Source organism: Mesorhizobium sp. WSM4806 (assembly GCF_055811635.1).
This window is the reverse complement of sequence record NZ_JBVVQZ010000018.1, coordinates 72,979-99,198: the sequence shown is the minus strand read 5'-3', so window position 1 is coordinate 99,198 and position 26,220 is coordinate 72,979. Positions and strand designations below refer to the sequence as shown.

The following is a 26,220-nucleotide window of genomic DNA, read 5'->3' as shown; positions in this document are numbered from 1 at the left end:
GTTAACGATAAGGACGATGGACGCGCGCGACTCGACCGGAATGGCTGGACAGTTGCCCTTGGTGATCACGCGTTCTAGCGAGCGCGTCAAGCCCCGCCGATTGGTGAGCGCGCTACGCATCTCAGCTTTCTTTCTGCTCGTGCTGGCAACGTTGTTTGCCGGCGGCTTTGGCTGGTTCGCCAGCACCGTCAGCCGTCTCGCGACGCCCGCCAATCCGGCAAGGGCCGATGCCATCATCGTGCTGACCGGCGGCCATTCGCGTCTCGACGCGGCCATGGGCCTGCTGGCGTCCGGCAAGGGCGAGCGGCTGCTGATCAGTGGCGTGCATCCTTCCGCCAGCCGCCGCCAGCTTCAGGTCGCGACCCGCGGCGACAAGGAATTGTTTTCCTGCTGCGTCGACATCGACCGTGCCGCGCTCGACACGATCGGCAATGCCGAGGAAAGTGCCAAGTGGGTGGAAGACCACGCCTATGGCACCGTGATTCTCGTCACCAACAACTATCACATGCCGCGCAGCCTGCTGGAAATGGGCCGGCTGCTGCACAAGGCCAAGCTCGAGCCCTATCCGGTGGTCAACAGCAATCTTGGCAATGGCGGCTGGCTGACCAAGCCGAGAGCCTTGCGCGTGCTGTTCACCGAATACAACAAATATCTGCTGGCGCTGGCGCGCGGCATCGTGCCGGTCAAGCCAACGCCAACCGGCATCGCGCTGGCCGAGGCTGTTGCGCCGAACTGAGCCGATCTGGAACCGGCAGCGCTATCATTCCTTGAGCGTGGCGCTTGAGACGCTGCGCAGCCGCGTGATCTCGTGTTCGAGACGTTCGATACGCTTGTCCCGCTCAGCCAGCGCCGCCGCCACATCGGCCGCTTCGAAATGCTGTGGAATGTGCTGCGGGCAATTGGAATCCCAGGCCGAAACCGTGAACAGGATGATCTGCTCCGGGCGCGCCTTGTAGCCTTCCGGCAGCAGCTTCGCCATCAGTTCGGCGTCCTGCTCGACGACCCGCGCGGTGCCCCAAATCTTGATGCGCTGCCGATGCGCATAGTCGATCAGGAACAGGAAAGCGCGCGGGTTGTCGTCCAGATTGCCCTGGGTGATGAATTGCCTGTTGCCAGAGAAATCGACGAAGCCGATCGTCCGCTCGTCAAGCACCTTGAGGAAGCCGGCCGGCCCGCCGCGATGCTGGATGTAGGGCTGGCCCTCACCATTGGCCGTCGACAGGAAGACGCTGGTCTGCGCCTCGATGAAGGCGGCGAGATCGGGCGTGATATCAGCTTGCCAACTGCCGCGCTGTTCGACGCGGGCATAGGCCTCGCGTGAGCCTTTGCGGGCCTGGATCGCCCTGACGGTTGGCGTAAAGGCGACATCGCTGGTGATGACTTGAGCATTCATCGAAAGCCTCCTTCAAAGGCCGAGTTCCGATAGAGAGGGATGACCGTCCGGCCGGCGGCCAAGCGGCCAATGATATTTGCGGTCGGCCTCGAGGATCGGCAGGTCGTTGATGCTGGCGATGCGCAGGCGCATCAATCCAAGCTCATCGAACTCCCAGTTCTCATTGCCGTAGCTGCGAAACCACGAGCCGCTGTGGTCGTGCCATTCATAAGCGAAACGCACGGCGATACGGTTGTCGCGGAAGGCCCAGACCTCCTTGATGAGCCGGTAGTCGCGTTCGCGACCCCATTTGCGTGTGAGGAATGTCTGGATAGCCTCGCGCCCTTGCAGGAACTCGGCCCGGTTGCGCCAGCGGCTGTCGATTGTGTAGGCAAGCGCGACCCGTGCCGGATCACGGGAGTTCCAGGCAGCCTCAGCCATGCGTGCCTTCTGCGCGGCGGTCTCGGCGGTGAATGGCGGGAGCGGCGGGCGGCTTTCAGACATGGGAACTCCCTTGCGACTGACTCAGGCTGCCCTGCGGGCAGAAACGACCGGAAAGTCGATTTCCGTCCTGGCGACCTCATTGACATAGTTGGTCCAGACATTGAGAGCGACATGCTGGACGATCTCGATGATCTGCGCATCGTCGTAGCCTGCGAGCCTGACGGCGCTGAGATCCTCGTCACCGATATGGCCGCGGTCGCGCGCAATCTTGGTGGCGAAACGCACGGCTGCGGCGGCCTTGAGATCGTTGGAACTGCCCGCGCGATTGGCGACCATTTCGGCATCATCAAGCTTGGCGAGATTCTTGCCGAGATAGGTGTGAGCGGAAAGGCAGTAGTTGCAGCCATTGACCTCGGCAACCGCCAGAGCAATGCGCTCGCGCGTCGGCGCGGGCAGTCGGCCTTTGGCAAGCGCTCCAGACAGGCTGAGATAGCCTTCAAGCGCAGCCGGGCTATTGGAAACAAGCCTGAAGAGGTTAGGCACGACGCCGAGTTGCTTCTCGACGGCATGTAACATCGGCTGCGACGCAGCAGGCGCGGCCTCTATGGACGCTGGTGTAGGGATACGGGGCATCGGCATTCCTTCTCGTTGATCAGCTCGCCGCCAAAACATGGCCCCTTCCATCGCTCGGATGTAGATGCCATATTTGCAACCTATCCTTCCATTTTCCGGGAGAAATATGGATCGCCTCGAGGCCATGTCGCTTTTTGTCGCCGCGGCGGAGGCCGGCAGCCTTTCGGCCGCCGGACGCCGTTTCGGCATCCCGCTTGCAACGGTCAGCCGCAAGGTCTCCGACCTGGAGCGGCATCTGAAGACGCGTCTTCTGAATCGCTCGACGCGGCAGCTGACGCTGACCGACACAGGTCACGCCTACCTCGCTGCCTGCCGTCGCATTCTCGACGAGGTCGGCGAGGCCGAGCGGACTGCCGCCGGCGAATACAGCGCCCCGACAGGCGAACTGATCATCACCGCACCGATCGTCTTTGGCCGCCTGCATGTGCTGCCGGTCGTCACCGGCTTTCTCGCTGCCTACCCCGACGTGGCTATTCGGCTGATGCTTGCGGACCGGATAACCCAATTGACCGAGGAGCACATCGATCTCGCCGTCCGCATCGGCCAGCTTCCCGACTCCAGCCTGGTGGCCACCCGCATCGGCTCGATTCGGCGCGTTGTTTGCGCGAGCCCTGCCTATCTGGCCGAGCACGGCACACCGCGGACGCCGAAAGACCTCGCGGCACACGACTGCGTCACCTTCGAGGGACTCACCGCTCCCGCCGCATGGACTTTTGCCACGGGCAAGACCGAACTCACCGTTCCGATCCGCTCACGGCTTCGGGTCAACACCGCGGAAGCGGCGATCGATGCCGCGATTGCCGGCATCGGGTTGACGAGGGTGCTTTCCTACCAGATCACAGCTGCAGTGCGGTCGGGCACCCTCCGCACCGTGCTGGAGGCATTCGAGCCGCAGCCATGGCCGGTCAGCCTCGTGCATGCCGGCCAGGGTCTGCTGCCGGTGAAACTGCGTGCGTTCTTCGATTTCGCCGCCCCACGCCTGAAGAAACGGCTGGTGCAAGAGACGTGGCAGACCTGACGAACGGGCCATCGCACCGTTTCCTTTTTGCCCGCGCTTGGTGTAACCAACGCACACCTCCTCACCGGGCTCTTCCTGCATGCTTTATGTCCGCTCGCTGGCGTTCAACTTCGTCTTCTACGTCAATCTGATCGTCCAGATGATCCTCTGGACCCCGTACTATTTCCTGTCGCCGCGCCACCGCGCCTGGTTCGTGCCGAAATTCTGGTCACACACCAGCATGTGGCTCTATGACAAGATCGCCGGCACCAAAAGCGAGATCACCGGCCAGGAAAACCTGCCCGAGGGTTCCTTCATCCTGGCGCCGAAGCATCAGTCCTTCTGGGACGCGATCGCCTTTTTCCCGTTCCTGCAGGATCCGATCTACATCCTGAAGCGGGAACTGACCTGGATCCCGTTCTTCGGCTGGTACATCCTGAAAATGCGGATGATCCCGGTCGACCGCGGCAGCCGCTCGAAGGCGCTGAAAGCGGTGGTCGCCGCGACCAGGCAGGAACTGGCGCGCAATCCCCGCCAACTGATCATCTATCCCGAGGGCACGCGCCGGGCGCCGGGCGACGAGCCGGCCTATAAATACGGCATCGTCGAGCTCTATATCCAGCTTGGCATTCCGGTGGTGCCGGTCGCCCATGTCGCCGGCCTCTACTGGCCGCGGCGGAAATTCCTGCGCTATCCCGGCACGATCAAGGCCCGCTTCCTGCCGCCGATCCCGGCGGGTTTGGGCAAGGAAGAATTCATGGAACGGCTGATCGGCGAGACGGAAGCCGCCTGCGACCAGCTGCTCATCGAGGCGTCCCAGGCGCCCAACCCGCCGCCAATGCCGCCGACGGCGGTAAAGCGGCTGAGGGAACTTGGCTCCGGTACCCCGGCCTGAACCATCTGCTTGGTCGGCTACTATCCCCTAAGGAATCACAGCCAGCGCCGTGGTCAAAACCAGTGTTGCCGCGAACGTCAGATTGATGATCCGCGAGGCCAGCGGCTTGCGCAGGAAGCGCGCAAAGGCCGCCCCGGCGAGAAGCCACAGGACATGGATGGCGACGATCATCGAAGCGAGGACCGCCAGCCTGAGCCCTGCATCGAGCTCACCGGCGGACGACGTGCCGGCAAATACGGCGGCAATCGCCACATAGGCTTTCGGGTTGGCGACGGCCAGCAGAAACCCGCCGAGAAATGTGGGACGTGCCGCCCCGCCGCTACGCGCTGCCAGAGGCGGGGCCGTTGCTATCTTGAAGGCGAGGTAGAGGATGTAGGCTGCGGATGCCACCGCCAGGAGCGGTGTGAGCGTCGGCACAGAGGCGAGCATGGTCGTAATGCCCGTCGCCACGACCAAAAGCACGGCGACCGTACCAAGAATGATACCCGAGGCATAGCGGAGCGAATCGCGCAGGCCGAAGGCGGCGCCGACGGCGGTGACGCTTATCGTCGTCGGCCCCGGACTGCCCATCACGACCGCCGATGCCAGCACAAGCGCGAGCAATTGCTGCCATAGTTCCGGATGGGAAAAGACCTGTTCGGCCATCTGTATACCAGTATCCAGGCGATGCCGGCAATGGTATGGCAGGGCACAACAGGGTGTCTTGAACGATCGTGCAGGGAGCCTTTCCGGCGCAGGCCGCGCCCGGTTCTTGGTTGCTGTTTGATCAAGCCACCGCTTCGCGCTGGCGTCTAAGCACTCGCGCTGTCGAGCTCGACGATATCGTCCGGACCGAACTCCAATGATGCGGCGCGGACGAGGCTGTCTACCTGATCCAATGTCGTGGCACTGGCGATCGGCGCGGTGACGCCGGGCCGCGCAATCACCCAGGCGAGCGCCACTTCCGCCGGCTTGGCCGCGTGACGTGCCGACACGGCGTCGAGTGCCGCCAGGACGCGCATGCCGCGCGCGTTGAGATAGTTCTTCACGTCGTCGCCACGCGCGCTTTTGCCGAGATCGGCTTCGCTGCGGTACTTGCCGCTCAAAAACCCCTTGGCGAGGCTGAAATAGGTGATGACGCCGATGTCCTCGGCCATGCACAAATCGCGCAGCGGTCCATCGAAAGAGGCGCGATCGTAGAGATTGTATTCCGGCTGCAGCACCGAATAGCGCGGCAGGCCCCGCAAGCTTGCCACGTCCAGCGCGGCGCGCAACTGGCCAGCATCGAGATTGGAGGCGCCAACGTGGCGGATCTTGCCCTTGTCGAGCAGCTTTTGATAGGCGCCGAGCGTTTCCTCGTAGGGGGTGGCCGGGTCCGGCCAGTGCGACAGATAGAGATCTACGACTTCGGTCTGCAGCCGCTGCAGCGACGCATCGATGGCCTTTTCGATATAGGCCGCGGAGAGGTTTTTCCTGCCCTGCCCCATGTCCGACCCGACCTTGGTGATCACCACAACCTTGTCGCGATTGCCGCGGCTTTTCATCCATTTGCCGATGATCGTTTCGGATTCGCCGCCCTTGTTGCCGGGAACCCAGCGCGAATAGGCATCGGCGGTGTCGATGGCGTTGAGGCCGGCGCCGACGAACCGGTCGAGCAGGTCGAAAGAGGTTTTCTCGTCGGCGGTCCAGCCGAAGACGTTGCCACCCAGAACCAGCGGCGCGATGGACAGGTCGGTTTGACCGAGACGACGTTTCTGCAAGACTGATCTCCGTGGGGAATGGAAAGAAGCGGGCGAAAAGCCCCGTGACCGGCTTAACCTATGGCGGGTCGCACCAACGTCAAAGGGCCGGCCGACTTTTCCACCGACCAGCGCTTCACAAAGGCGCGATCCGTTTCGCCACCTCTTCCAGCCAATGGTCGCGGATCCCCAGCGCCTCGAGGTGCTCCAGCGTGCTGGACACGTAGTCCTCATTCTTTCCCGACTGGCCGACGGCGCCGCGAACGACGCTCGCCGCATCGGCCGCATCGAGCGCACCGGCATATTGCTCGTGGGTACGGTCGACGACATAGGCGACAGCCTCGACCGTCTCGCCTCCGTCTGTGTCGCCCCCACCCTTGTCGGCCTCACGCGTGTCCCCCTTGTCGAGGCGAATGCTAAGCATGCGCTCGAGATAGACATTGGTGACCAGCTCGCGTTCGCGCAGATAGGTGATGACCTCGTTGCGCAGATCGCCGGGGACGCGGAAAGCCAGCCCGATGCAGGAGCCGCCACGGTCGAGGCCGAGCACCAGGCCGGGCCGTTCGCGCGTGCCGCGATGCACGAAGGAGTAGACGCACAGCGAGCGGCGATAGCCATGGAGGCGGGCCCGCCGCGTCTCGACATGCGCAAATCCCGGCCGCCAGATCAGCGAGCCGTAGCCAAAAACCCAAAAATCGCCCATATCGCCAAGCCTGGTTGCAGCACCGCACTGGAATCGGTGTTTTTTTCAATCCGTCTCCGTCTACCCGATCTTGCCGGAAACGACACCTCTGCAACACGCGCCAACGAGAGCCGCAGCATGACGTCAAATGACGAACGCCCGCCGAATTTTCTCCGCCGGCTGTTCTGGCTCGGCGTTTTCATCGTCGTGCTGTTTGGCCTCTACAGCGCCGGCTGGTTCTACCTGGCAGACAAGGTCAAGAGCGAAGCCGGCAAAGCGGTGGCCGAGTTCAACGGCAATGGCATCGAGGCGGACTGCGTCAATCTCACGGTCAGCGGCTACCCCTTAAGCTTCGCCGTTACCTGCGACAGCCTGGCTTATCAGGACGACAGCAGGAACGTCGCCGCCTCGCTCGGCAGCCTCAAAGCAGTCACGCACATCACCCAGATCCTGTCCCCTGGCGCCGACCTGCAGGGGCCGCTCAGGACCTCCGTGCCGGGGATGGCGCCGCTGTGGATCGACTGGGATAATCTGCGAGCGAACGTCAAACTGTCCTGGCCCCTGCCCCAGCGCGTTTCACTGGAGGCAGAGGCTCTGTCAGCCCAGACCGATCCCGCCGATGGCACAGACCCGGTCGAGCTGTTCAGCGCTGGGACAGCGGTCGGAGAATTGCGTCCGAACGGCCAGGACATCGACTATGCCGGGGGTTTTACCGATCTCGAAATCGATCCGGGCGCGATCGATGGCCGCGTGCTGCCGCCGCTCGACGGCAGCGGCGACGTGACGCTGAAGAACGGCGTGGCGCTGATCAAGACACAAACAGAGAGCCTGCGCGGCCAGGCGGTGGATATCGGCAAGCTCGATCTGTCGTCGGGAAGCGCGCGCGTCACCGTTTCCGGGCCGGTCTCGGTCGATGCCGACGGGCTGATCGACGCCGATTTGATGATCAGGTTCAGCGATCCGAAGGCGGTGGCGGAAATCCTCGGCAAAGCCATTCCCGAGCAGAAGAGCCAGATCAAAACCGGCTTTGCCGGGCTGGCGCTGCTTGGCAACGAACCGTCGATGCCGCTCAAGATCGTCAAGGGCAAGGCCTCGCTCGGTTTTATCCCTCTGGGCAGCATCAAGCCGGTTGATTAGGCGATGATTGCGAACCTCCAGTTCGGAAAGACCATGGCCAAACAGGAAGATAGATGAACCGCCCGGTGAAGCTCCTGAGTGTTGGCGCGCTGACGCTCGATACGATCCTTCGCGTCGACACGCTTCCGGCGCGTCAGGGCAAGTTCATCGCGTCCGACGGCGTCCAGATCGCCTCGGGCATGGCTTCGAGCGCGGCCTGCGCCGCACGCCGCCTCGGCGCGGAGGTATCGCTGTGGGCGAGCGCGGGAGACGACCTCGTCGGCGATCAGCTGGTCGCAGGCATTGAGGCCGAAGGCGTCGATTGCAGCTTTGTCCGGCGCGTCGCCGGCGCGCGGTCGGCACTGTCGGCCATCCTGGTCGACACCAATGGCGAGCGCATTATTGTTCCATTCTATGACAAGCTCGCGCAGGCCGACCCCGAAGCGCTCCCCATTCAGGATCTCACCGCATTCGACGCCGTCCTGGTCGACGTGCGCTGGCCGGGCGCGGCAGCTCTGGCCCTGACGGCGGCGCGCGCAAACGGCCGTCCAGCCATACTCGATGCCGACACCGCGCCACGGGCCGTGCTGGAACGGCTGTTTCCGCTCGCCTCGCACATCGTCGCGTCGGAGCCGGCGGCGTTCATCCTCTGCGGCGAGGAGCGAGGCCCGCAGGAGGCCTGTGAAGCGCTGGCCAGACGCACCGATGCATTCGTAGCGGTGACCGGCGGCGCAGCGGGAAGCTGGTGGTTCGACCGTTCGGTGGCGTCGGTGCGCCACGTCGCCGCGCCAAGGATCAAGGCAGTGGATACGCTTGCCGCCGGCGACGTGTTTCATGGCGCCTTTGCCGTCGGGCTGGCCGAGGCCATGCCGATCGAACGGACATTGCGCTTTGCCAGCGCCGCCGCCGCGCTCAAATGCCTGCGCTTCGGCGGCAGGCTGGGCGCGCCGGACAGGGCCGAGACACTGGCGATGATGGCGGCTCACTGGCCGGATTGAGCGCGAGGCGGCCTTCAAATCGGATGGTACCGCCGCTCTATCTTTTGCTTGAGCATCGGATTTCACCTAAAACCGGTTCGGGTCCGATGCTCTATCCCTTGGCCGGATGCTCGACTGCCTGCCGGCCAAAGTCCGGCACGTCGATGTCCTGGCCGGCCTCGATGATCGAGCGGCGCACGGCGCGGGTGCGGGTGAACAGGTCGAACAGCTTTTCGCCGTCGCCCCAGCGGATCGCCCGCTGCAGCGAGGCCAGATCCTCCGAGAACCGCGCCAGCATTTCGAGGATGGCATCCTTGTTGTGCAGGCAGACGTCCCGCCACATCGTCGGGTCGGAAGCGGCAAGGCGCGTGAAGTCGCGAAAGCCGGAGGCCGAATATTTGATGACCTCGGACTTGGTCACCGACTCCAGGTCGTCGGCGGTGCCGACGATGTTATAGGCGATGATGTGCGGCAGGTGCGAGACGATGGCCAATGTCATGTCGTGATGCTGGGGATCCATCGTATCGATGTTGGAGCCGCAACGGCGCCAGAATTCCGAGAGCTTTTCCAAGGCGGCCGGATCGGTGCCGGGCAACGGCGTGAAGATGCACCAGCGGTTTTCGAACAGTTCGGCAAAGCCGGCGTCCGGACCCGATTTTTCAGTGCCGGCCAGCGGATGGCCGGGAATGAAATGCACGCCGGCAGGCACATGCGGCTGCATCTGCGCGATGACGGACGCCTTGGTCGAGCCGACATCGGTGAGGATGGCGCCCGGCTTCAGCGCCGGCGCGATTTCCTCGGCGACCTCGCCTGAAGCACCGACCGGCACCGAAACGATGACCAGGTCGGCATCGCCGACCGCCTCTTTCGCATCAGTCGTGTAGGAGGAGCCGAGGCCGAGTTGCTTCGCCCGCGCCAGCGTCGTTTCGCTGCGCGTCGAGATGGCGACGTGACCGGCAAGGCCTTCCCGATGGATGACGCGGGCCAGCGACGAGCCGATCAGGCCGATGCCGACCAGCGCGATCTTTTCGAACATCGGTGATGTCATGGTGTTCTAGCTTTTCAGAAATGTCGCGAGGGCGGCGACAACGCCGCGATTGGCCTCTTCGGTGCCGATGCTCATGCGCAGCGCATTTGGGAAGCCGTAACCGGAAACGCGCCGCAATATGTAGCCGCGCGCACAGAGGTAATCGTCCGCGGCTGCCGCAGAATGTTTTTTGTCCTCGGGAAAGTGGATGAGGACGAAATTGCCGACGCTCGGCGTCACCCGCAGTCCGAGCCTGGTCAATTCCTCGCTGACCCAGGTCAGCCAGGTCGCGTTATGCGCCACGCTTCGCTCGACATGGGCGCGGTCGCGGATCGCGGCAATGCCGGCCTCGATTGCCGTCGCGTTGACGTTGAAGGGACCCCGCACCCGGTTGATCGCATCGATGACATGCATCGGCGCGTACATCCAGCCGATCCGCGCACCGCCAAGGCCGAGCTTGGAGAAGGTGCGGGTCATAACCACGTTTTCCGCACCAGCCACCAGTTCGACGCCGGCTTCATAATCGTTGCGGTGGACATATTCGGCATAGGCTGCATCCAGCACCAGAAGCACGTTTCGAGGCAGGCCAGCATGCAGGCGGCGCACCTCCTGGAACGGCAAATAGGTGCCGGTTGGGTTGTTGGGATTGGCGAGGAAAATGATCCGCGTACGCGGCGTCACCGCAGCGAGGATCGCATCGACGTCGGCGCGCTCCTTGGTTTCCTTGACCGAGACCGGGACAGCACCTGCCGACTGGATGTAGATCTTGTAGACCATGAATCCGTGTTCGGTGATCACAGCCTCGTCGCCCGGCGCGAGATAGGTCTGCGCAAGCAGGCCCAGAATCTCGTCGGAACCATTGGAACAAACTATGTTCGCCGGGTTGAGGCCATGCACCTCGGCGATCGCCTCCCGCAGGCGCCTGGCGGTGCCGTCGGGATATATGTCGAGCTTGGCCGCGACGTCGCGCGCGGCTTCTATTGCTTTCGGCGAGGGGCCGAGCGGGTTCTCGTTCGACGACAATTTGTGGACCTTGGCAACGCCGGCCGGCGCCGTGCTTTTGCCCGGCACATAGGCTTCGATGTCCATGATCCCCGCGCGGGGCGTTGGACGTGCCTGATCCGATACTTGGTTCATATTGCAAAAATCCGTCGAGAACGCTTCCGCTGCTCCAACGCGATGCGAATTTCGGATCCGCCACACTGGAAGCCGCCGCGGAAATACAAGCCGTGGCCTGGAATGTCGAGAGGCGGCAATGATCGGTGCGTGGCTGGCCGTTGACGGCGAGGCGCGCCGGTCCTAGAAGAAGGCGAAATCCCGTGGTGATTTGGCCGGTCGGCTTGCAGCCACGTTAAACAACTCGCTAAAGGGCCGTTTGCATCTTGTAACCGGCTTTGCGAAGGCAATGCCGGTTTTTTTGTTGTCCGCAGCCGGCCGGACAGTCGCATCGACCCGAAAATCTTAATCGACTTTCGGAAAACACGATGGGTTAATGTAAGAGGATGCGATGGTCGCGCTGCGCACGAAAAGAACCAACAACGAGGCCGACGAGCCGTCGAGCCCGGTGTTGCGGTTCGGCGCCGACAAGCCGCTCAAGCTCGATGCCGGCACGCTGCTGTCGCCGTTCCAGATCGCCTACAAGACCTACGGCACGCTCAACGACGCCCGCTCCAACGCCATCCTCGTCTGCCATGCACTGACCGGCGACCAGCATGTCGCCAGCACCAATCCAGTGACCGGCAAGCCGGGCTGGTGGGAAGTGCTGATCGGCCCCGGCAAGATCATCGACACCAGCCGCTTCTTCGTCATTTGCTCGAACGTCATCGGCGGCTGCCTCGGCTCGACCGGCCCCGCCTCGACCAATCCCGCCACCGGCAAGCCGTACGGGCTCGACCTGCCGATCATCACCATCCGCGACATGGTGCGGGCGCAGTTGATGCTGGTCGACCATTTCGGCATCGAAAAACTGTTCTCGGTGCTCGGCGGCTCGATGGGCGGCATGCAGGTGCTGCAATGGGCGTCGAGCTATCCGGAGCGCGTTTTCTCAGCGCTGCCGATCGCCACCGGCGCGCGCCATTCCTCGCAGAACATCGCCTTCCATGAGGTCGGCCGGCAAGCGGTGATGGCCGATCCCGACTGGCATGGCGGCAAGTATTTCGAGCAGGGCAAGCGCCCGGAAAAGGGACTGGCTGTGGCGCGGATGGCCGCTCACATCACCTATCTGTCGGAGGCGGCCCTGCACCGGAAGTTTGGCCGCAACCTGCAGGACCGTGAAGCGCTCACCTTCGGTTTCGACGCCGACTTCCAGATTGAGAGCTATCTGCGCCATCAGGGCATGACCTTCGTAGACCGCTTCGACGCCAACTCCTATCTCTACATGACCCGGGCGATGGACTATTTCGACCTCGCCGCCGATCATGGCGGCCGGCTGGCCGACGCCTTTGCCGGCACCAGGACCCGTTTCTGCCTGGTCTCCTTCACCAGCGACTGGCTGTTCCCGACCGAGGAGAGCCGCTCGGTCGTTCACGCGCTGAACGCGGCCGGCGCCTCGGTGTCCTTCGTCGAGATCGAGACCGATCGCGGCCACGACGCCTTCCTGCTCGACGAGCCGGAGCTGTTCGCCGCCATCAACGGCTTCATCGCGTCGGCGGCCCGCGCCAGGGGGCTCAGCGCATGACCCCCAAAGATTACAGCCTGTTCGAACCGGCATCTTGCGCCAGGCATCAGCGCATGGCCCCGAAAAGTTGCAGACTTTTCGGATCAAGGTCATGCGCCAGTCAAGAGGCACGATCATGAGTGTCAACCACGCCCAGCGCGTCGACCTCGAAGTCGTCGCCGATCTCATCCCGCCGCAGTCGCGGGTGCTGGACGTCGGCTCCGGTGATGGCCTGCTGCTCGAATTGCTGCAGGCAACGAAGCAGGTCGACGGCCGTGGGATGGAACTGTCGCAGCGCGGCGTCAACGAATGCGTGGCACGCGGCCTGTCCGTCATCCAGGGCGACGCCGACAAGGACCTCAAATTCTATCCCGACAAGGGTTTTGATTTCGTCGTCCTGTCGCAGACCTTGCAGGCGACCCGCAACCCGAAGCTGGTGCTCGACGAGTTGCTCAGGATCGGCAACCACGCCATCGTCTCCTTCCCCAATTTCGGCCACTGGCGGGTTCGCCTTTCGCTGTTCGTCGAAGGGCGGATGCCGGTGACCAAGGACCTGCCCTATTCCTGGTACGACACGCCCAACATCCATTTCTGCACCATCCGCGACTTCGTCAATCTCTGCGAAGAGCTCGGCGCAACGGTGGAAAAGGCAACCGCGCTCGACGCCAATGGCCAGAAAATCGGCCTGTCGATGCCATGGTGGTTCTGGAATTTCTTTGGCCAGCAGGCGGTGTTCCTGCTGAAGCGATAACGGCGACCCGTCGCTTCGGCCAGCCGGCCCGAGTCCGGAGACATCTGGGACTGATCGCCGTTCGTCGAGGTCTAACGATCAAGTTCCGGAAAATACGGATCGGAGAAAAACCGCCGACCGCGCTCGCCTTGCAAACAGTCGACCGGTGCTGCCGCGTCGACCGGGACGGACCCGGGATCGGCCCCGGGACCGGCATTAGGATCGGTAACACCGCTGACCTCGAGGACCAGCTTGCGGCGTATGGCGGTCACGAATTCCGAAGCGGCATAGACCGGCAGCACGAAGGAGCCTGGCCCGCCAGTGACGCACTCGGCATAGTATTGGTGGAGATGGCTGAAGCTGGGCGACGGGCTCATCAGGATCGGCAGGCCATTGATGACGATGCCCTTTGCTATCGCGGCGTCGCGTGTCGTGGCGACGGGCATCCCGATATTGTTGGGGCCATCGCCTGAGATGTCGATGACGCTGCGCGTCGCGTCGAAGGCGGCTCCATCCAAAAGCTTGGCGCCGAAGGCGAGCGCACTGGAAATCGAGGTGCCGCGAAAGCTCCTGAACGGGCGCGCCTCGATCTTGCCGGCGAATACCTCGGCGCTCTCGGCATCGTCGATGACCTGCCAGGCAATGACGGCGTCGTCGCGGACGGTGCCTGCCCATTCGAAATAGGCCAGCGCAATGCGGCCGTTCACGCCCGAACGCACCGCATTGATGAAGTCGGGGTGGCGCAGCGCCTTGACATAGCCGGCGCGCTGCAGGGCGAATTCCTTTTCGTCCATCGAGTGCGAGATGTCGACCGCCAGCACCAGTTCGACGTCCACGGCAATGGTGTCGGCAGGCGCGGCCAAAGGTGCTGCCTGGGCACGGGCAAGGCAGGCAAGCAGGCAGACGCAGGTCGCCCAAAAGCGCGCAGCGGCTTTGGGGTAACGACAAGCATCGAAGCAAAGACTCAAAGCGTGTCGCATGAATCCAACGCCGCAGGCTTCCGAACGATGCCGGCAATCTTTCGCCGCGATCACGGCAAAATAAAGCTTACGGCCGGCTATGCCTGTTGGTGGGCTTTGGCGACGGCCGGGGGTGGTTCGATCGCGCCGGCCCTGACGCGGACTGGCTTGAGAGCCGGTCGCTCGAAATCTTTCACGATCGCCAATGAGCGCGGGAAGAATTCAATATTCTGCTGGCCACGGCCGATATTGAGGATCGCGGCGTCGGCAAGACGCGCCTCCAGCATCGACAGCACCCGCCGCAGCGTCGCGCCGTCGAACGTGTCCAAAGCCTCATCGATGATCACCCATTTCGGCTGCCGCAAGACCAGCCGGGCAAAGGCAAGCAGGCGCTGCTCGTCATCGCTCAATTCGCGCTCCCAGCGCGCCGGCCGGTCGAGCGAGGATGACAGCCGCCCGAGACCGACCTCGGCAAGCACCGCCGAGATCTCGGCGTCGCTGACCGCGGCATCGGCGTGGTCGAGCACCTCGCGCAGCGTGCCGAGCGGGAAATAGGGTTTTCGGGGAACGAAGGCCGGCACCTCTCCGGCCGGCATGCCGATCCGCCCGCTTCCCCACGGCCACAGACCGGCAATGGCGCGGAAGAACAGCGTCTTGCCGGCGCGCGGATCTCCGGTGATCATGACGCGCTCGCCGGCGCGGATCTCGACATGGGGCTCGGCGAGCTTGGTGCATCCATCCCGCGACGCAATTTCGAGCTTGTCGAATGTCAGCCTGCCGTCCGGATTTTCGCCGAACTCGATGCGCCTCTCGCTATGGTGGAGCACATCCGTTTCGGCAAGCGCGATGCGGAAATCGGCGACGCGCATCAGCGTGGCGCGCCAATCGGCGATGCCGCCGATATTGTTGATGAACCAGCGCAACGAGGAATGCACCTGGTTGAAGGCGCCGACAGCCATCATCAGCCCGCCGAAGCTGATGTCACCGGCGAAATAGACCGGCGCGGCGACGAGGATCGGCGCGACGACAGTGATCCAGCCATAGGTGTCGGTCACCCAGGAAAGATTGATCTGGGCGCTGTAGATGCGCCGTATCGCGCCCAGCACCGTGCCGAGGTCGAGCTCAAGCCGCCGTCGCGCGTCGGCCTCGCCGTGCGCAAGCGCGATGGCATCGACATTCTCGTTGACGCGGACCACCGAGGAGCGCAGCTCCGCCTCGCGCGTATAGCGGTCGCTGTTGAAGCGGATGAGCGGCCGTCCGACCAGCCAGCTCAGCCAGGAGGCGGTGCCGGCATAGAGGATTGCGGCCCACACCATGTAGCCCGGAATCGCCAGCGAATAGCCGCCGACATGGAAGACGAAGCCGGAAGACAGCGACCATAGGACGCCGACGAACGAAACAAGCAGAATGAACGACTGCAATAGCCCTATGCCGAGACCTGTAGAAAGATCGGAGAGATGCCCGGCATCCTGCTGCAGGCGCTGGTCGGGGTTGACGCCGATGGCGCCGGCGTTGGCGAGCCGGAAAGCCCGCGCCGGCCGCATCCATTCACCGATCAGATCGAGGGTCAACGCCTCACGCAGCTTCAGCCGGATCGTCTGGTCGAGCCAGGTCTGGCCGACATTGAGCACCACAAGCCCGCCGGCGATGGCGGCAAACACCAGAAGCTGGTGCAGGAAACCCTGCATATCGCGCCGAGCCAGCGCGTCGTAAAAGGGCTCGTTCCAACGATTGAGCAGAACCTGCCCGATCGAGGTTGCCACAATGACGGCGACGATGCCGAGGCAAGCCCAGAGCAGTTGTTTGCGGATCGGCGACTTCGCCAGCGCCAGCCTGATTGTCGCCAGTTGGTCGCGCAGGCTGCTGGCTTCGACCGACGCGGCAATCGGCTTGGCGCTGGCCTCGAAATCCGGATGATCGGCCATTGATGAAGACCCTTCGCAAGCGGTGCTGAAACCGGTGAACAAGTCGACTCAATCGGGTAGCAAACCCGCCCACGACAGATAGGTGGGAAAAAGCGCGATTCCGATCACGAAAACGTCATCGACGGCCCGGCGACGGCGCGTTCCCGGTCGGCGATATCCGGCCGAGCCTTGTGGCCCCATGCGGCGAGAAAACCGGCACGAAGACGCGGCGAGAGGCGCGCTGGACGACCGGCACACCCTGATAGAGCCGCTTCTGCGCCTCGACGACGATGACGCCGGAAAAGATCGGCCAGAACCTGCGGCCGGCGCGCTCCAGCACATTGTGGAACCGCATCATGAAGCGTCGCCGCGATGGCGGGAAGAACAGTGCGTCGGACCAGGCCGCGGGCGTGAAATTCGCTTCGCGCAGCAATTCGGTGAGTTGGCCGCGCGAGAAAGGCCGGCCGCTGCCGAACGGCGTATGCTCGAAACGGGCCCAGACACCGCGCCGGTTGGGCACGACGATGACGACGCGGCCGGCGGGCGACAGCACCCGCCAGATTTCGTTCAGCGTCTCGCGCGGGTTCTCGGCATGTTCGAGTGAATGGACGAGCAGCATGCGGTCGATGGAGGCATCGACCAACGGCAATTCCTCATCGAAGACCAGCGCGGTCGCGGTCGGCCCGGTGGCCGGCCAGACCACCGCGCCTTGCGTTGCCGGCATGAAGGCAAAGACACGTTCGGCATCGGTGCCGAACCGCTCCAGCCACGGCAAGGTGTAGCCGAGGCCGACCAGCCGCTCATTGGGCACGACAGCCCATATCGAGGACAACGCCATGGTGATCGAGCGTTCGGCCAATCGCCCGAGCGTGGTCGAATAAAAGGAGCGAAGGTCGACGATATCGGAATGCATGCGCGGCACGCTATCTTCGATGCTGTCCAAGTTCAACAAAGGCGCCCAGTTCTACAAAGACGGATGACATTCGCGGGCAAGCGCCCTATGTCTGCGGCGACTGCTGCATCGGCAAGAAATCGGTTTTGATTTCGGAAGACACGATGCAGCAGGTGAAAAGTGTCAGAAGCGTCCTTTGTGCGTCCAACTGGACGCGCGGCGCTCTAGAGCAATTCCAGGAAAAGTGTGAAACGGTTTTCCGTCCGGAATTGCGCAAAACAAAGAGATAGAGCGGTTCGGCGCTTCCGTGAAACGATGAACCGCTCCAGTGGAGAGATGCGATGCCGGTTGAAATCGAACAATTCATGTGCCGCAGCGACAATTTCGGTGTGCTGGTGCATGACCCGAAAAGCGGCCAGACCGCGATCATCGACGCGCCCGAGGAGGCGCCGATCCTGGCCGCGATCGAGCGCACCGGCTGGACGCCGACGATGATCCTGACCACGCATCACCATGTCGATCATGTCGAGGCCAATCTGGCGTTAAAGGAACGGTTCAAGCTGCGCATCGTCGGACCGGAGGCGGAACGGGCCAAGATTCCCGGCATCGACGAAACCGTCGAGCAGGGTTCGGTTATCCACCTCGGCGAGGAGAGGATCGACGTGATCGCCACGCCCGGCCACACGGCGGGCCATGTCTCCTATCATCTGCCGGCGTCGAAAGTGGCGTTTACCGCCGACACGCTGTTCGCGCTCGGCTGCGGCCGGCTGTTCGAGTGCAAGCCGCCGGTGATGTACGATTCGTTGAAGAAGCTCGCGGCGCTTCCGGCCGAGACGGTCGTCTATTGCGGCCATGAATACACGCTTTCCAACGCCCGCTTCGCGCTGACCGTCGACCCGACCAATTCGGCGTTGAAGGAGCGCGCTGCGAAAATCGAGGCGCTGCGCGCCGACGGCAAGCCGACGCTGCCGACCACCATCGGCGAGGAGCTGTCGACCAATCCGTTCCTACGCTGGCACGATCCGGCAATCCGAAAGCATCTCGGCATGGAGAACGCCTCCGACGCCGAAGTGTTCGCCGAAATTCGCAAGCGCAAGGATAATTTCTGAGCACCGTTGATGGTCTGGCATCCATGATGTGCTGGAAATAATGACCAGTTCCGCCGAAATCATCGCGGCGCTCGGCCTGAAACCGCATCCGGAAGGCGGCTGGTATGCCGAGACCTTTCGCGATGGCGCGGAAGGCGCTCGCGGCCATTCGACCGCGATCTATTTCCTTTTGGAGCAGGAGCAAGTGTCGGCCTGGCACCGCGTCAAGGACGCCGCCGAGGTCTGGCATTTCTATGCCGGCGCCCCGTTGGCACTGTCGATGCATCGGGAAAACGGGCCGGTGATCGAGCAGGTGCTCGGCACGGCACTGGCGGCGGGCGAGCGGCCGCAGATCGTTGTGCCGGCAGGCTGGTGGCAGTCGGCGCGCAGCTTGGGCGAGTGGACGCTGGCCGGCTGCACCGTGGCGCCGGGCTTCGATTTCGCCGCCTTCGAGCTGGCCGAACCGGGCTGGAGTCCTAATCCAGCAGGAAGCCCATCGTGATCGCCAGCTGGGCGGCATAATACAGCATCCAGACCGCGTGGCGCATCCAGATACGGTGCGGCGAGATAGCGGTCAGCAGGAACTTTTCCGCGGCGAGCAGCCCGTCGGACGCCATGAACAGCACGGCGCCGCCGACGACCCAGAGATTGCTCAGAGTGAGAGCCGAAATGCCCATGAAAAAAATTGTCGCGATATAGACGCTGATCGGAAGGCGCAGGGCGGGGCCGACACGACGCCAGAGCGCAAAATGCATGGTGAGCGCGAACACGGCCATTGCCCCGGCAATCGCCGCGCGCCACGGCTCGGCCGAGAGCAGCCGGACCCCCTCGCCGGAGCGCAGGAACAGCGCGATGTAAAGCCCATGCGCCACGAGAAAACTGGCCAGCCCGCCGACAAAAACCTTTTCACCGTCGCGCGACAGCAACGCATCGCCGATAGCACTGAGCGCCAGCGCAGCGATGAGCAGCCACGGACCGCCCTGCAGCGACGCCAGCACGGCGAGCATTGCCACCGCCAGCGTCTTGACCGCGGAACGCGCAAGCTTCGGCGGCATGTCGATGGTGAAGGCGTAGATCACCGCGGCGGCCAGCGAAAACAGCAGCGTCGCATTGGCGTCGGCGTCGATGCCGCCGGGAAACGGCATCACGCCCCTGCCTCGCTCGCAGCCCTCTTGCGCAAGAACAGCGATTTCGCCGCAAGCGCTGCGCCGCCGGTGATCAGCACGCAGGCGGCGAGGATGCGCAGGGACGGTTCGGCGAAACCGGCTGATATCAGCACCAGCGTCGACATCAGCGGCGCGGCATAGCTTGCCGCGCCCAGCACCTGGATGTTGCCGCGCTTGACGCCGATATCCCAGGCATAGAAGGCAGCGCCCACCGGCATTAGCCCGAGGCCGAGCACGGCCAGCCATTGGCCGGCGCCGACAGGCAGCACCGTTTCTTCCAGCATCAGATGGCAGACAAGCGAAAGCGCTGCCGTGGCCGCACAGAACCAGGTGACGATGCTGGTCGGCACCGACGGAAAGCGGCGCGACAACAGCGAATAGGACGACCACAGCACGGCGCAGACGCCGGCCATCGCATAGCCGAATGCATAGCGCGCGTCGAAGGCAAGCCCGCCGCCCTTGGTGACGATCAGAAAAGTGCCGGCAAGGCCAAGCAGTGCGCCGGCGACATGGTTCCAGGCCAGCCGCTCGCCCGGCATCAGCGCCGATCCGAGCACGATCAGCAGCGGCCACAGATAGGCGATGAGGCTCGCCTCCACCGCCGGCGCGTTGCGCAGCGCAGTGAAATAGAAGAAGTGATAGCCGAACAGGCCGGCAATGCCGATCAGCCAAACTTGCGGCGGTATCTTCTCGCTCCCGGCGGTGGCCGGCATGAACAGCCGCGCGACGAGCCCGACGCCAGTGCCGATCGTGAAGGTGATCGCCGAGAGCAGGAATGGCGGCACCGCGCCGGAAGCGTCCGTGAGCAGCGCCAGCAGCGCCCACATGGCGACCGCCGAGAAGCCGATCAGTGTTGCGCGCCCCATGTCCGTCTCCGGCGGCGCGCGATCGCGCCTATTCTGTCGCTTCGAACCGCTCCGCGCTGACGGTGAGGGTGCCGATTTTCGTGCCGACCGTGGCGTGGATCGGCGCATATACGCCGGTTTGGCCGACCGGTGCAAACGTCACCATGATGCGGCTGCGCTTCCTCAGGTAATCCAGGGATTTGCGGTTCTTGCGATAACCCGCCACCGGCTCAAAATCCAGCCGGCAAGTGACGGTATCGCCCTCGTAGCCGCGCACCGACGTCGAGCCTTTCGACTCGTAGGTCAGCCTGAGATCGGCGCGCATCTCGCCGTCATAGAGCTTCACCGTGCGCCCGCAGACCTTGTCGAGACTATCGGCATGGATGACGGTGGCGGCCATCGGATCGAGCACCGAGGCGAGATGGCTGGCGGCCAGCGGTATCCATTTCTTGGAATTGCGCTTCTTCGGCGCAGGCACGACCTTGGTCGCGGTAACAGTGCCGTTGGCGAACTGGATATCGATCATCGATGCCTTGTCGCCCGATTTGTAGTCGGCGCGGAACGCCTGCGGCTGCAATTGCTTGCCCAAAATCTTGCCCTTCGACGAGACCGTGCCACGCGTGTCGTCGAATATTGTGGCGAGGCCGGCGCTGGAGACGCTGCCTTCGATCGAATAGGTATCGCCTTCGTAACTGCTGGAAAAGCTTGCCTTGGCGACCGAGAAGCCGTGGACCGAAACCGTATACTCGCCCTTGAAGGATTGTTGCGTGGCGGCAGAAATTGCCGTCGGCAGCGCCACGGCGAGCGATGCAAGGAGAGCATGAGACGAACGAAGCATGGCGGGATCGATCCTCGATTTCAGCAGAAGCGCGCAACTCCAGCCTGGCATCTCCTTGTGCGACCGCTTATAGACTGAATTTCGGCCTTTATGTGAAAGACGTCGTCACACCCGGGCGCAAGCCGGAGCTTGACGCATCGCCGAAATGCAACTATGGAACGCCAACTTTTTCCATAAGGCCGCCTGACCGAAACCGCGCGCCACCCGGCGCGGGTTGAATGTTTGGCCAGACCGAGAACTGAAGGTTTAGAACCATGTCCCGCACCTGCGAACTCACTGCCAAGGCAGTCATGTCCGGCAACAATGTGAGCCACGCCAATAACAAGAGCAAGCGTCGCTTCCTGCCCAATCTCGTCAATGTGACGCTGATCTCGGAAGCGCTGAACCAGAATGTGCGCCTGCGCATTTCGGCCAACGCGCTGCGTTCGGTCGAGCATCGCGGCGGCCTTGATGCGTTCCTGGCCAAGGCCGACGCCAAGGAGCTGTCGCAGCGCGCGCGGCTGCTGAAGAAGCAGATCGCCAAGAAGCTCGCCGAACAGCCGGCCGCTTAATTTTTCAGGCAGCCGCCTTCGGCATCGGACCGAAAAGTGCGAAGCGGTTTTCGGAGAAATCCGATGGCCAAACAGCAATGGAGTGTCGTCCGAACTCGGCATGACACCCCGCTGGTTCCATTACCCAGGATAAAAAAATGAGCTTTTTCTCCCGATATCTGCCCTTTGTTGCGGCCATGGCGCTTGTCGTGGTGGCGTCGAACGTCCTCGTGCAGTTCCCGCTGCAGGGTGCAGTCGGCGGCCTGTCGCTGGCCGACATTCTGACCTGGGGCGCCTTCACCTACCCGTTCTCCTTCCTGGTCACCGACCTTGCCAATCGCCGCTACGGCCCGGCTGTGGCGCGCCGGATCGTGTTTGTCGGCTTCACGGCGGCAGTGATCTGCTCGGTCGTCATCCCGCCCTTGCTGTTCCGCTACGGCCTGATCGAATTCGAAACGGCCGCCGACCGGCTGGTGCGCATTGCGGCGGCTTCCGGCACCGCGTTCCTGATCGCGCAGCTGCTCGACGTGACCGTGTTCAACCGGTTGCGCCGGCAGAGCTGGTGGCGGGCGCCGATCGTCGGCACGCTGGTCGGCTCGGTGTTCGACACCGCCGTGTTCTTCACGGTCGCCTTTTCGGCGGCTTTCGCCTTCGCTGGCCCGAACGATGGCTTTGCGCTCGAAACCGCGCCGCTGATCGGCGTGCTGCCGGTCGAGGCCATGCGCTGGGTGTCATGGGCGCTCGGCGACCTCGGCGTGAAGCTGATCATCGCCGTGGTGGCGCTGATCCCCTACCGGCTGCTTGCCGCCCGCTGGAGCCAGCCGGCACTGGCGGCATAGAGCATGATCCCTGAAAGTGGGAACCGGTTTTCGGAAAAGATCATGCTCACAGGTTCTCAAGCATGATCCCATGGGTCCAACTCGATACCGCGAAAGCGCCTGACGGCGACCATGAGCTCCGCCTGAAACAACGCGGCGCCGAATTCTCGATCATGCTCGGCTCGAACGAGCTGATGAACAGTCGCCTCAGCGGTTCTGAGGAAGCGCTTGCGAGGCTGTCCTGCCAAAGGATTGCCGGCCGCAGGCAGCCGAAAATCCTGATCGGCGGGCTGGGCATGGGTTTCACGCTGCGCGCCGCGCTCGCCGAGCTTGGCGCCGCTGCCGGTATCGTTGTCGCCGAATTGGTGCCCGCCGTGGTGGCGTGGGCGCGCGGCCCGATGGCCTCGCTGTTCGGCGGCTGTCTCGACGATCCGCGCGTGACCATTCGCGAGGCGGATGTCGGGCAGATCATACGATCGGAAGCCTCGGCTTGGGATGCCATCCTGCTCGACGTCGACAATGGGCCGGAAGGGATCGTCCACAGGGCCAACGATGCTCTTTACAGTATAGCCGGGCTGATCAGCGCGAGAGCAGCGCTCAAGCCCGGCGGCGTGCTGGCGGTCTGGTCGCAGGGACCCGACAGCGGTTTTACCCGCCGGCTCAAGCAGGCGGGCTTCGCGGTCGAGGAGGCCAAGGTGCGAGCCAATGGCAAGCGCGGCGCACGCCAAATCATCTGGATCGCGACCAACGGACCCCGGCCTGCTGCAACCGGCGCCAAGCTGTAGCTTGTTATCGGCCGTCCTTTGCCGACCGCCTCTCAATCCTCGTGCAGCACAAATTCCAGATACAGATTACGCTGTAGCATCGAGTGGTTGTCGTCCGAGACCAGCGACACCATCAGCGCGCCGTCGTCGCGGGTCCAGACGTCGAGCCCTTCCATATTGTCGATCTGGTAGCCCATGTCGGCTTCCATCAGCATCGGCCCGTCGGCAACCGCGCCCTTCTCGACGCTTTCGCCATAGATGCGCCGCAGCCGCATCTTGACGCCGCCGGCCATCGAAAAGCTGCGCTCCAAAAGCAAGAGGTCGCCGTCCGGCAGGAAGGCGCCGTCGGCAATGTCGAAATTGCCGTTGCGCTTGACAGTGAAGACGCCCTTGTGCGGCCCTTCGATAACGGCCGCATAGATGTTGCCTGCCTTGTCGAGGCTCTTTTCCGAGACCACGACCAGCCCGCCTTGGTGCTGGCCGTCAGGATTGGCGTGGGTGACGGTCTCAAAGCCGCGATTGCGGCGAAGCTCCCAGGCTGGAATCAGGAAGTCGAGCTGCCTGAACGGCGGCTTCATGTCGCCCGGTTCGATCTTGAACTGTGCAATGCGGTGATCGTGCTCGAAGCCGACTGTGGCAATGCCGTCCTTGAGCGCAAGGCCTTCGGTGTCGACCTCCCATTTCTCGGCGATCAGCTGGCCCGCCTCGTCGGCCATCTGCTGCATACGGAAATTCCGGATGCCGGATGGGCGCTTGTCGGCATCATGGGTGATGGTGCCGAAGAACCAGAAACCGGTGTCGGCGACGCCGATGAAATCACTGCCGGGCTTGCGGAAACGAAACGCCGACAGCGCGCCGAAATCGCGTGACGGCGAGGTCATTTCCAGCCCGCCGACGAATTCGAGCGGGCCGAACCGCTTTTCGTCACCGCCGATATGAAACCGGTCTATCAGCCGTGCCGAGATTTCGATCGGCTCGACCGAAGCGGTGCCGGCAGCGATGGGAGGCGGCAAGGCGATGCCGGCAACGAACAGGGCTGTGGCGGCGAAAAGCGTCTGCCGAAAGCCGCCCCGCGAAACAATCATCCGGCGCGCCGCATGCCGCCGCGTCGCGTGTCGCGCATGCTTTCCTCGCCAAACAGCGAGGCCAGTTGCTCGGTCATGGCGCCCGCCAGTTCCTCGGCATCGACGATGGTGACGGCGCGGCGATAGTAGCGGGTAACGTCGTGGCCAATGCCGATGGCCAGGAGCTCGACCGGCGAGCGCGTCTCGATCAGTTCGATGACGGCCCGAAGATGCCGTTCGAGATAGTTGCCCGGATTGACCGACAGCGTCGAATCGTCGACCGGCGCGCCGTCCGAGATCATCATCAGGATCTTGCGCTGCTCCGGCCGGGCGATCAGGCGGTTGTGCGCCCACAGCAGCGCCTCACCGTCGATGTTTTCCTTGAGCAGGCCCTCGCGCATCATCAGGCCGAGATTGCGCCGCGCCCGCCGCCATGGATGGTCGGCGGATTTGTAGATGATGTGGCGCAGATCGTTGAGCCGCCCAGGATTTGGCGGCTTGCCTTCCTTCAGCCATTTCTCGCGTGCCTGCCCGCCCTTCCAGGCGCGGGTGGTGAAGCCGAGGATCTCGACCGAGACGCCGCAGCGTTCCAGCGTGCGCGCCAGAATGTCGGCGCAGGTGGCGGCGACGGTGATCGGCCGGCCGCGCATCGAGCCCGAATTGTCGAGCACCAGCGTCACCACCGTGTCGCGGAATTTGGTGTCGCGCTCCTGCTTGAAGGACAGCGGCTGCATCGGGTCGATGACGACGCGCACCAGCCGCGCCGGATCGAGATAACCCTCTTCGAGATCGAAATCCCAGGACCGGTTCTGCTGCGCCATCAGGCGGCGCTGCAGCCGGTTGGCCAGCCGGCCGACGACGCCGGACAGGTTGGCAAGCTGCTTGTCGAGGAAGGCGCGCAGCCGATCCAGCTCTTCCTCTTCGCACAGATCCTCCGCACCCACCGTCTCGTCGAAGGCGGTGGTGAAGACCTTATAATCGATGTCCTTCGACAGATTGGTGAAGGGATTGTCGTTGCGGCGCGCCTCGCCGGGCGTCTCGGCATCGGCGTCGTCATCGTCGGACAGGTCGTCGGCGGTAGCATCGGATGCCTCCATCTCGGCCGATTGCTCGTCGTCGGACGACGCCTCGGTATCGTCCGACTGCGACTGCTGGGAGCCGGAATCGTCTTCGCCGCCCTCCTCGCTCTGGTCCTCGCCTTGCGGCTGGTTTTCATCGTTGTCTTCGGAGTCTTCGGTCTCCTGGTCGTCACCGAGTTCCTCGGCCATTTCCATGGAAGCCAGCATCTCGCGCACGACACGGGCGAAGGCCTGCTGGTCGTCGAGCTTTGCCGACAGTCCGTCGAGATCGGCACTTGCCTTCTCCTCGACCCAAGGGCGCCAGAGGTCGACCAGCCGCTCGCCGCTCTTCGGCACGGCGCGGCCGGTCAGCTTTTCGCGCACCATCAGGGCCAGCGCTTCCTCGATCGGCGCATCGGCCTTGTCCTTGACATCGATGAGGTTGGCCCTGGCGTATTTGTCCTCGAGCATCGAGCCGATATTGTTGGCCACACCCTGCATGGCGCGCGAGCCGATCGCTTCGACGCGGGCCTGCTCGACCGCATCGTAGATGGCGCGGGCCTGTTTGCCCTCCGGCGCCAGCCTGGTGTGGATGCGCGTGTCGTGGCAGGCGCGCTTCAGCGCCATGGAATCGCCGAGCCCTCGGGTGATGGCGATGTCGGCCTTCGAGGCTTTCTTCGGCAGTTCAGGCAACCGGGCGCGGCTGCCGGCGAGCGCCGGCCGATCCTTGGCGAAACCGACCTCGAGGTCCTTGTCGCCGGCAATCGCGCGCATGCAGACGGTGACGGCGCGCTTGAAGCTGTCGGCTTCAGACCCCGTCTTCGACTTGTTACGCGTGTTGTCGCCCGGACCCGCCATCGATCATTCCCCGACGCATGACCCCGAAAATCGGAAACGATTTTCGGAAAGGATCATGCGCGAAATCAAAGTTCTACAGCGTCCGTCGCGCGGGCAAATTGGCGCGCGGCGCGGTTGGGCCCGACCGTTTGCGAAAAACGTTGGGGCGTTTAAGAGCCAAGGTTAGCCCAAAACAAAGTTTGCGGCGCT

28 protein-coding genes and 1 riboswitch are annotated in these 26,220 nt (G+C 63.6%); of the genes, 12 read left to right on the top strand and 16 right to left on the bottom strand.

Annotation, left to right across the window (positions count from 1 at the left end; all coding sequences use genetic code 11):
* The first annotated feature begins 16 nt into the window (after positions 1–16).
* The gene (locus tag AC0L2M_RS25310) at positions 17–736 is read left to right on the top strand and encodes a YdcF family protein (RefSeq protein ID WP_473536210.1); all 720 of its coding nucleotides are present in this window, start codon (positions 17–19) and stop codon (positions 734–736) included.
* A 24-nt stretch (positions 737–760) separates the two neighbouring features.
* Here the strand turns inward: AC0L2M_RS25310 and AC0L2M_RS25305 are convergent, their stop codons facing one another.
* The 3 genes from AC0L2M_RS25305 to AC0L2M_RS25295 are packed head-to-tail and all read right to left on the bottom strand — an operon-like array spanning position 761 to position 2,449.
* The gene (locus AC0L2M_RS25305) at positions 761–1,393 is read right to left on the bottom strand and encodes a pyridoxamine 5'-phosphate oxidase family protein (protein WP_473536209.1); all 633 of its coding nucleotides are present in this window, start codon (positions 1,391–1,393) and stop codon (positions 761–763) included.
* A 12-nt stretch (positions 1,394–1,405) separates the two neighbouring features.
* A complete protein-coding gene (locus AC0L2M_RS25300) occupies positions 1,406–1,876 on the bottom strand; it encodes a nuclear transport factor 2 family protein (protein ID WP_473536208.1) in 471 nt (156 codons plus the stop codon).
* A 21-nt stretch (positions 1,877–1,897) separates the two neighbouring features.
* Positions 1,898–2,449 carry a carboxymuconolactone decarboxylase family protein gene (locus AC0L2M_RS25295; RefSeq protein WP_473536207.1) on the bottom strand — a complete coding sequence of 184 codons (552 nt, stop codon included), beginning with the start codon at positions 2,447–2,449 and terminating at the stop codon, positions 1,898–1,900.
* 106 nt (positions 2,450–2,555) lie between these two features.
* Between AC0L2M_RS25295 and AC0L2M_RS25290 the strand changes: the two genes are divergently transcribed.
* Both AC0L2M_RS25290 and AC0L2M_RS25285 read left to right on the top strand, forming a co-directional pair.
* Positions 2,556–3,467 (top strand): LysR family transcriptional regulator, encoded by a 912-nt coding sequence (locus AC0L2M_RS25290; RefSeq protein WP_473536206.1) that lies wholly within the window; start codon positions 2,556–2,558, stop codon positions 3,465–3,467.
* A gap of 79 nt (positions 3,468–3,546) precedes the next feature.
* Positions 3,547–4,341 carry a lysophospholipid acyltransferase family protein gene (locus AC0L2M_RS25285; RefSeq protein ID WP_473536205.1) on the top strand — a complete coding sequence of 265 codons (795 nt, stop codon included), beginning with the start codon at positions 3,547–3,549 and terminating at the stop codon, positions 4,339–4,341.
* 27 nt (positions 4,342–4,368) lie between these two features.
* Here AC0L2M_RS25285 and AC0L2M_RS25280 read toward each other — a convergent pair whose 3' ends face one another.
* The 3 genes from AC0L2M_RS25280 to AC0L2M_RS25270 form a co-directional block, all read right to left on the bottom strand.
* Positions 4,369–4,986, bottom strand: a complete 618-nt coding sequence (locus tag AC0L2M_RS25280) for a LysE family translocator (RefSeq protein ID WP_473536204.1) — start codon at positions 4,984–4,986, stop codon at positions 4,369–4,371.
* Positions 4,987–5,132: 146 nt separating this feature from the next.
* Positions 5,133–6,080 carry an aldo/keto reductase gene (locus AC0L2M_RS25275; RefSeq protein ID WP_473536203.1) on the bottom strand — a complete coding sequence of 316 codons (948 nt, stop codon included), beginning with the start codon at positions 6,078–6,080 and terminating at the stop codon, positions 5,133–5,135.
* A 115-nt stretch (positions 6,081–6,195) separates the two neighbouring features.
* On the bottom strand, positions 6,196–6,762 hold the full coding sequence (locus AC0L2M_RS25270; RefSeq protein WP_287245740.1) for a gamma-glutamylcyclotransferase: 567 nt from the start codon (positions 6,760–6,762) through the stop codon (positions 6,196–6,198).
* A gap of 117 nt (positions 6,763–6,879) precedes the next feature.
* On the opposite strand from AC0L2M_RS25270, the gene AC0L2M_RS25265 reads away from it, so the two are divergent.
* Together AC0L2M_RS25265 and AC0L2M_RS25260 are read left to right on the top strand one after the other, a co-directional pair.
* Positions 6,880–7,878 carry a DUF2125 domain-containing protein gene (locus AC0L2M_RS25265; protein WP_473536202.1) on the top strand — a complete coding sequence of 333 codons (999 nt, stop codon included), beginning with the start codon at positions 6,880–6,882 and terminating at the stop codon, positions 7,876–7,878.
* Positions 7,879–7,931: 53 nt separating this feature from the next.
* Positions 7,932–8,855, top strand: a complete 924-nt coding sequence (locus AC0L2M_RS25260) for a sugar kinase (protein WP_473536201.1) — start codon at positions 7,932–7,934, stop codon at positions 8,853–8,855.
* Positions 8,856–8,946: 91 nt separating this feature from the next.
* On the opposite strand, the gene AC0L2M_RS25255 is transcribed toward AC0L2M_RS25260, so the two are convergent.
* The gene (locus AC0L2M_RS25255; protein WP_473536200.1) at positions 8,947–9,882 is read right to left on the bottom strand and encodes a prephenate/arogenate dehydrogenase family protein; all 936 of its coding nucleotides are present in this window, start codon (positions 9,880–9,882) and stop codon (positions 8,947–8,949) included.
* Between the two features lie 6 nt (positions 9,883–9,888).
* Positions 9,889–10,998 carry a histidinol-phosphate transaminase gene (gene hisC, locus AC0L2M_RS25250; protein ID WP_473536199.1) on the bottom strand — a complete coding sequence of 370 codons (1,110 nt, stop codon included), beginning with the start codon at positions 10,996–10,998 and terminating at the stop codon, positions 9,889–9,891.
* A gap of 172 nt (positions 10,999–11,170) precedes the next feature.
* Positions 11,171–11,248: riboswitch (SAM riboswitch) on the top strand.
* 120 nt (positions 11,249–11,368) lie between these two features.
* Here hisC and metX point away from each other — a divergent pair.
* Together metX and metW are read left to right on the top strand one after the other, a co-directional pair.
* Entirely contained in the window at positions 11,369–12,538 is a 1,170-nt protein-coding gene (metX, locus tag AC0L2M_RS25245; protein WP_095493438.1) for a homoserine O-acetyltransferase MetX, read from the top strand.
* 115 nt (positions 12,539–12,653) lie between these two features.
* Positions 12,654–13,268, top strand: coding sequence for a methionine biosynthesis protein MetW (gene metW / locus AC0L2M_RS25240; RefSeq protein ID WP_473536238.1), 615 nt, complete (start codon positions 12,654–12,656; stop codon positions 13,266–13,268).
* A gap of 71 nt (positions 13,269–13,339) precedes the next feature.
* On the opposite strand, the gene AC0L2M_RS25235 is transcribed toward metW, so the two are convergent.
* The 3 genes from AC0L2M_RS25235 to AC0L2M_RS25225 all read right to left on the bottom strand — a co-directional run bounded on the left by AC0L2M_RS25235 (position 13,340) and on the right by AC0L2M_RS25225 (position 17,023).
* Complete coding sequence (locus AC0L2M_RS25235) at positions 13,340–14,110, bottom strand: DUF1194 domain-containing protein (protein ID WP_473536198.1); 771 nt, start codon at positions 14,108–14,110, stop codon at positions 13,340–13,342.
* A gap of 194 nt (positions 14,111–14,304) precedes the next feature.
* A complete protein-coding gene (locus tag AC0L2M_RS25230) occupies positions 14,305–16,131 on the bottom strand; it encodes an ABC transporter ATP-binding protein/permease (protein WP_473536197.1) in 1,827 nt (608 codons plus the stop codon).
* A gap of 115 nt (positions 16,132–16,246) precedes the next feature.
* Complete coding sequence (locus tag AC0L2M_RS25225) at positions 16,247–17,023, bottom strand: class I SAM-dependent methyltransferase (RefSeq protein WP_023797194.1); 777 nt, start codon at positions 17,021–17,023, stop codon at positions 16,247–16,249.
* 320 nt (positions 17,024–17,343) lie between these two features.
* Here AC0L2M_RS25225 and gloB point away from each other — a divergent pair, with 320 nt between their 5' ends.
* Together gloB and AC0L2M_RS25215 are read left to right on the top strand one after the other, a co-directional pair.
* The gene (gloB, locus tag AC0L2M_RS25220; protein ID WP_287259207.1) at positions 17,344–18,111 is read left to right on the top strand and encodes a hydroxyacylglutathione hydrolase; all 768 of its coding nucleotides are present in this window, start codon (positions 17,344–17,346) and stop codon (positions 18,109–18,111) included.
* A 40-nt stretch (positions 18,112–18,151) separates the two neighbouring features.
* On the top strand, positions 18,152–18,592 hold the full coding sequence (locus AC0L2M_RS25215) for a cupin domain-containing protein (RefSeq protein WP_287206519.1): 441 nt from the start codon (positions 18,152–18,154) through the stop codon (positions 18,590–18,592).
* Here the strand turns inward: AC0L2M_RS25215 and AC0L2M_RS25210 are convergent.
* The 3 genes from AC0L2M_RS25210 to AC0L2M_RS25200 are packed head-to-tail and all read right to left on the bottom strand — an operon-like array spanning position 18,567 to position 20,939.
* Positions 18,567–19,235, bottom strand: coding sequence for a lysoplasmalogenase family protein (locus tag AC0L2M_RS25210; protein ID WP_287259209.1), 669 nt, complete (start codon positions 19,233–19,235; stop codon positions 18,567–18,569). The genes AC0L2M_RS25215 and AC0L2M_RS25210 overlap by 26 nt on opposite strands.
* Positions 19,235–20,122 carry an aromatic amino acid exporter YddG gene (gene yddG / locus AC0L2M_RS25205; RefSeq protein WP_287259210.1) on the bottom strand — a complete coding sequence of 296 codons (888 nt, stop codon included), beginning with the start codon at positions 20,120–20,122 and terminating at the stop codon, positions 19,235–19,237. The genes AC0L2M_RS25210 and yddG overlap by 1 nt, the downstream gene beginning before the upstream one ends.
* 28 nt (positions 20,123–20,150) lie before the next feature.
* Positions 20,151–20,939: a DUF3108 domain-containing protein gene (locus AC0L2M_RS25200; protein ID WP_027153410.1), complete on the bottom strand. Its 789-nt coding sequence runs from the start codon at positions 20,937–20,939 to the stop codon at positions 20,151–20,153.
* Between the two features lie 254 nt (positions 20,940–21,193).
* Here AC0L2M_RS25200 and rpmB point away from each other — a divergent pair, with 254 nt between their 5' ends.
* The 3 genes from rpmB (at position 21,194) to AC0L2M_RS25185 (ending at position 23,072) form a co-directional block, all read left to right on the top strand.
* Positions 21,194–21,490: a 50S ribosomal protein L28 gene (rpmB, locus tag AC0L2M_RS25195; RefSeq protein WP_023797188.1), complete on the top strand. Its 297-nt coding sequence runs from the start codon at positions 21,194–21,196 to the stop codon at positions 21,488–21,490.
* Between the two features lie 137 nt (positions 21,491–21,627).
* The gene (locus AC0L2M_RS25190; RefSeq protein WP_287346683.1) at positions 21,628–22,308 is read left to right on the top strand and encodes a queuosine precursor transporter; all 681 of its coding nucleotides are present in this window, start codon (positions 21,628–21,630) and stop codon (positions 22,306–22,308) included.
* 62 nt (positions 22,309–22,370) lie between these two features.
* Positions 22,371–23,072, top strand: coding sequence for a polyamine aminopropyltransferase (locus AC0L2M_RS25185; RefSeq protein WP_287346682.1), 702 nt, complete (start codon positions 22,371–22,373; stop codon positions 23,070–23,072).
* 32 nt (positions 23,073–23,104) lie between these two features.
* Here the strand turns inward: AC0L2M_RS25185 and AC0L2M_RS25180 are convergent, their stop codons facing one another.
* Entirely contained in the window at positions 23,105–24,136 is a 1,032-nt protein-coding gene (locus AC0L2M_RS25180; RefSeq protein ID WP_473536196.1) for an esterase-like activity of phytase family protein, read from the bottom strand.
* Positions 24,133–26,031 carry a cobaltochelatase subunit CobT gene (cobT, locus tag AC0L2M_RS25175; protein ID WP_473536195.1) on the bottom strand — a complete coding sequence of 633 codons (1,899 nt, stop codon included), beginning with the start codon at positions 26,029–26,031 and terminating at the stop codon, positions 24,133–24,135. The genes AC0L2M_RS25180 and cobT overlap by 4 nt, the downstream gene beginning before the upstream one ends.
* Between the last annotated feature and the right edge of the window lie 189 nt (positions 26,032–26,220).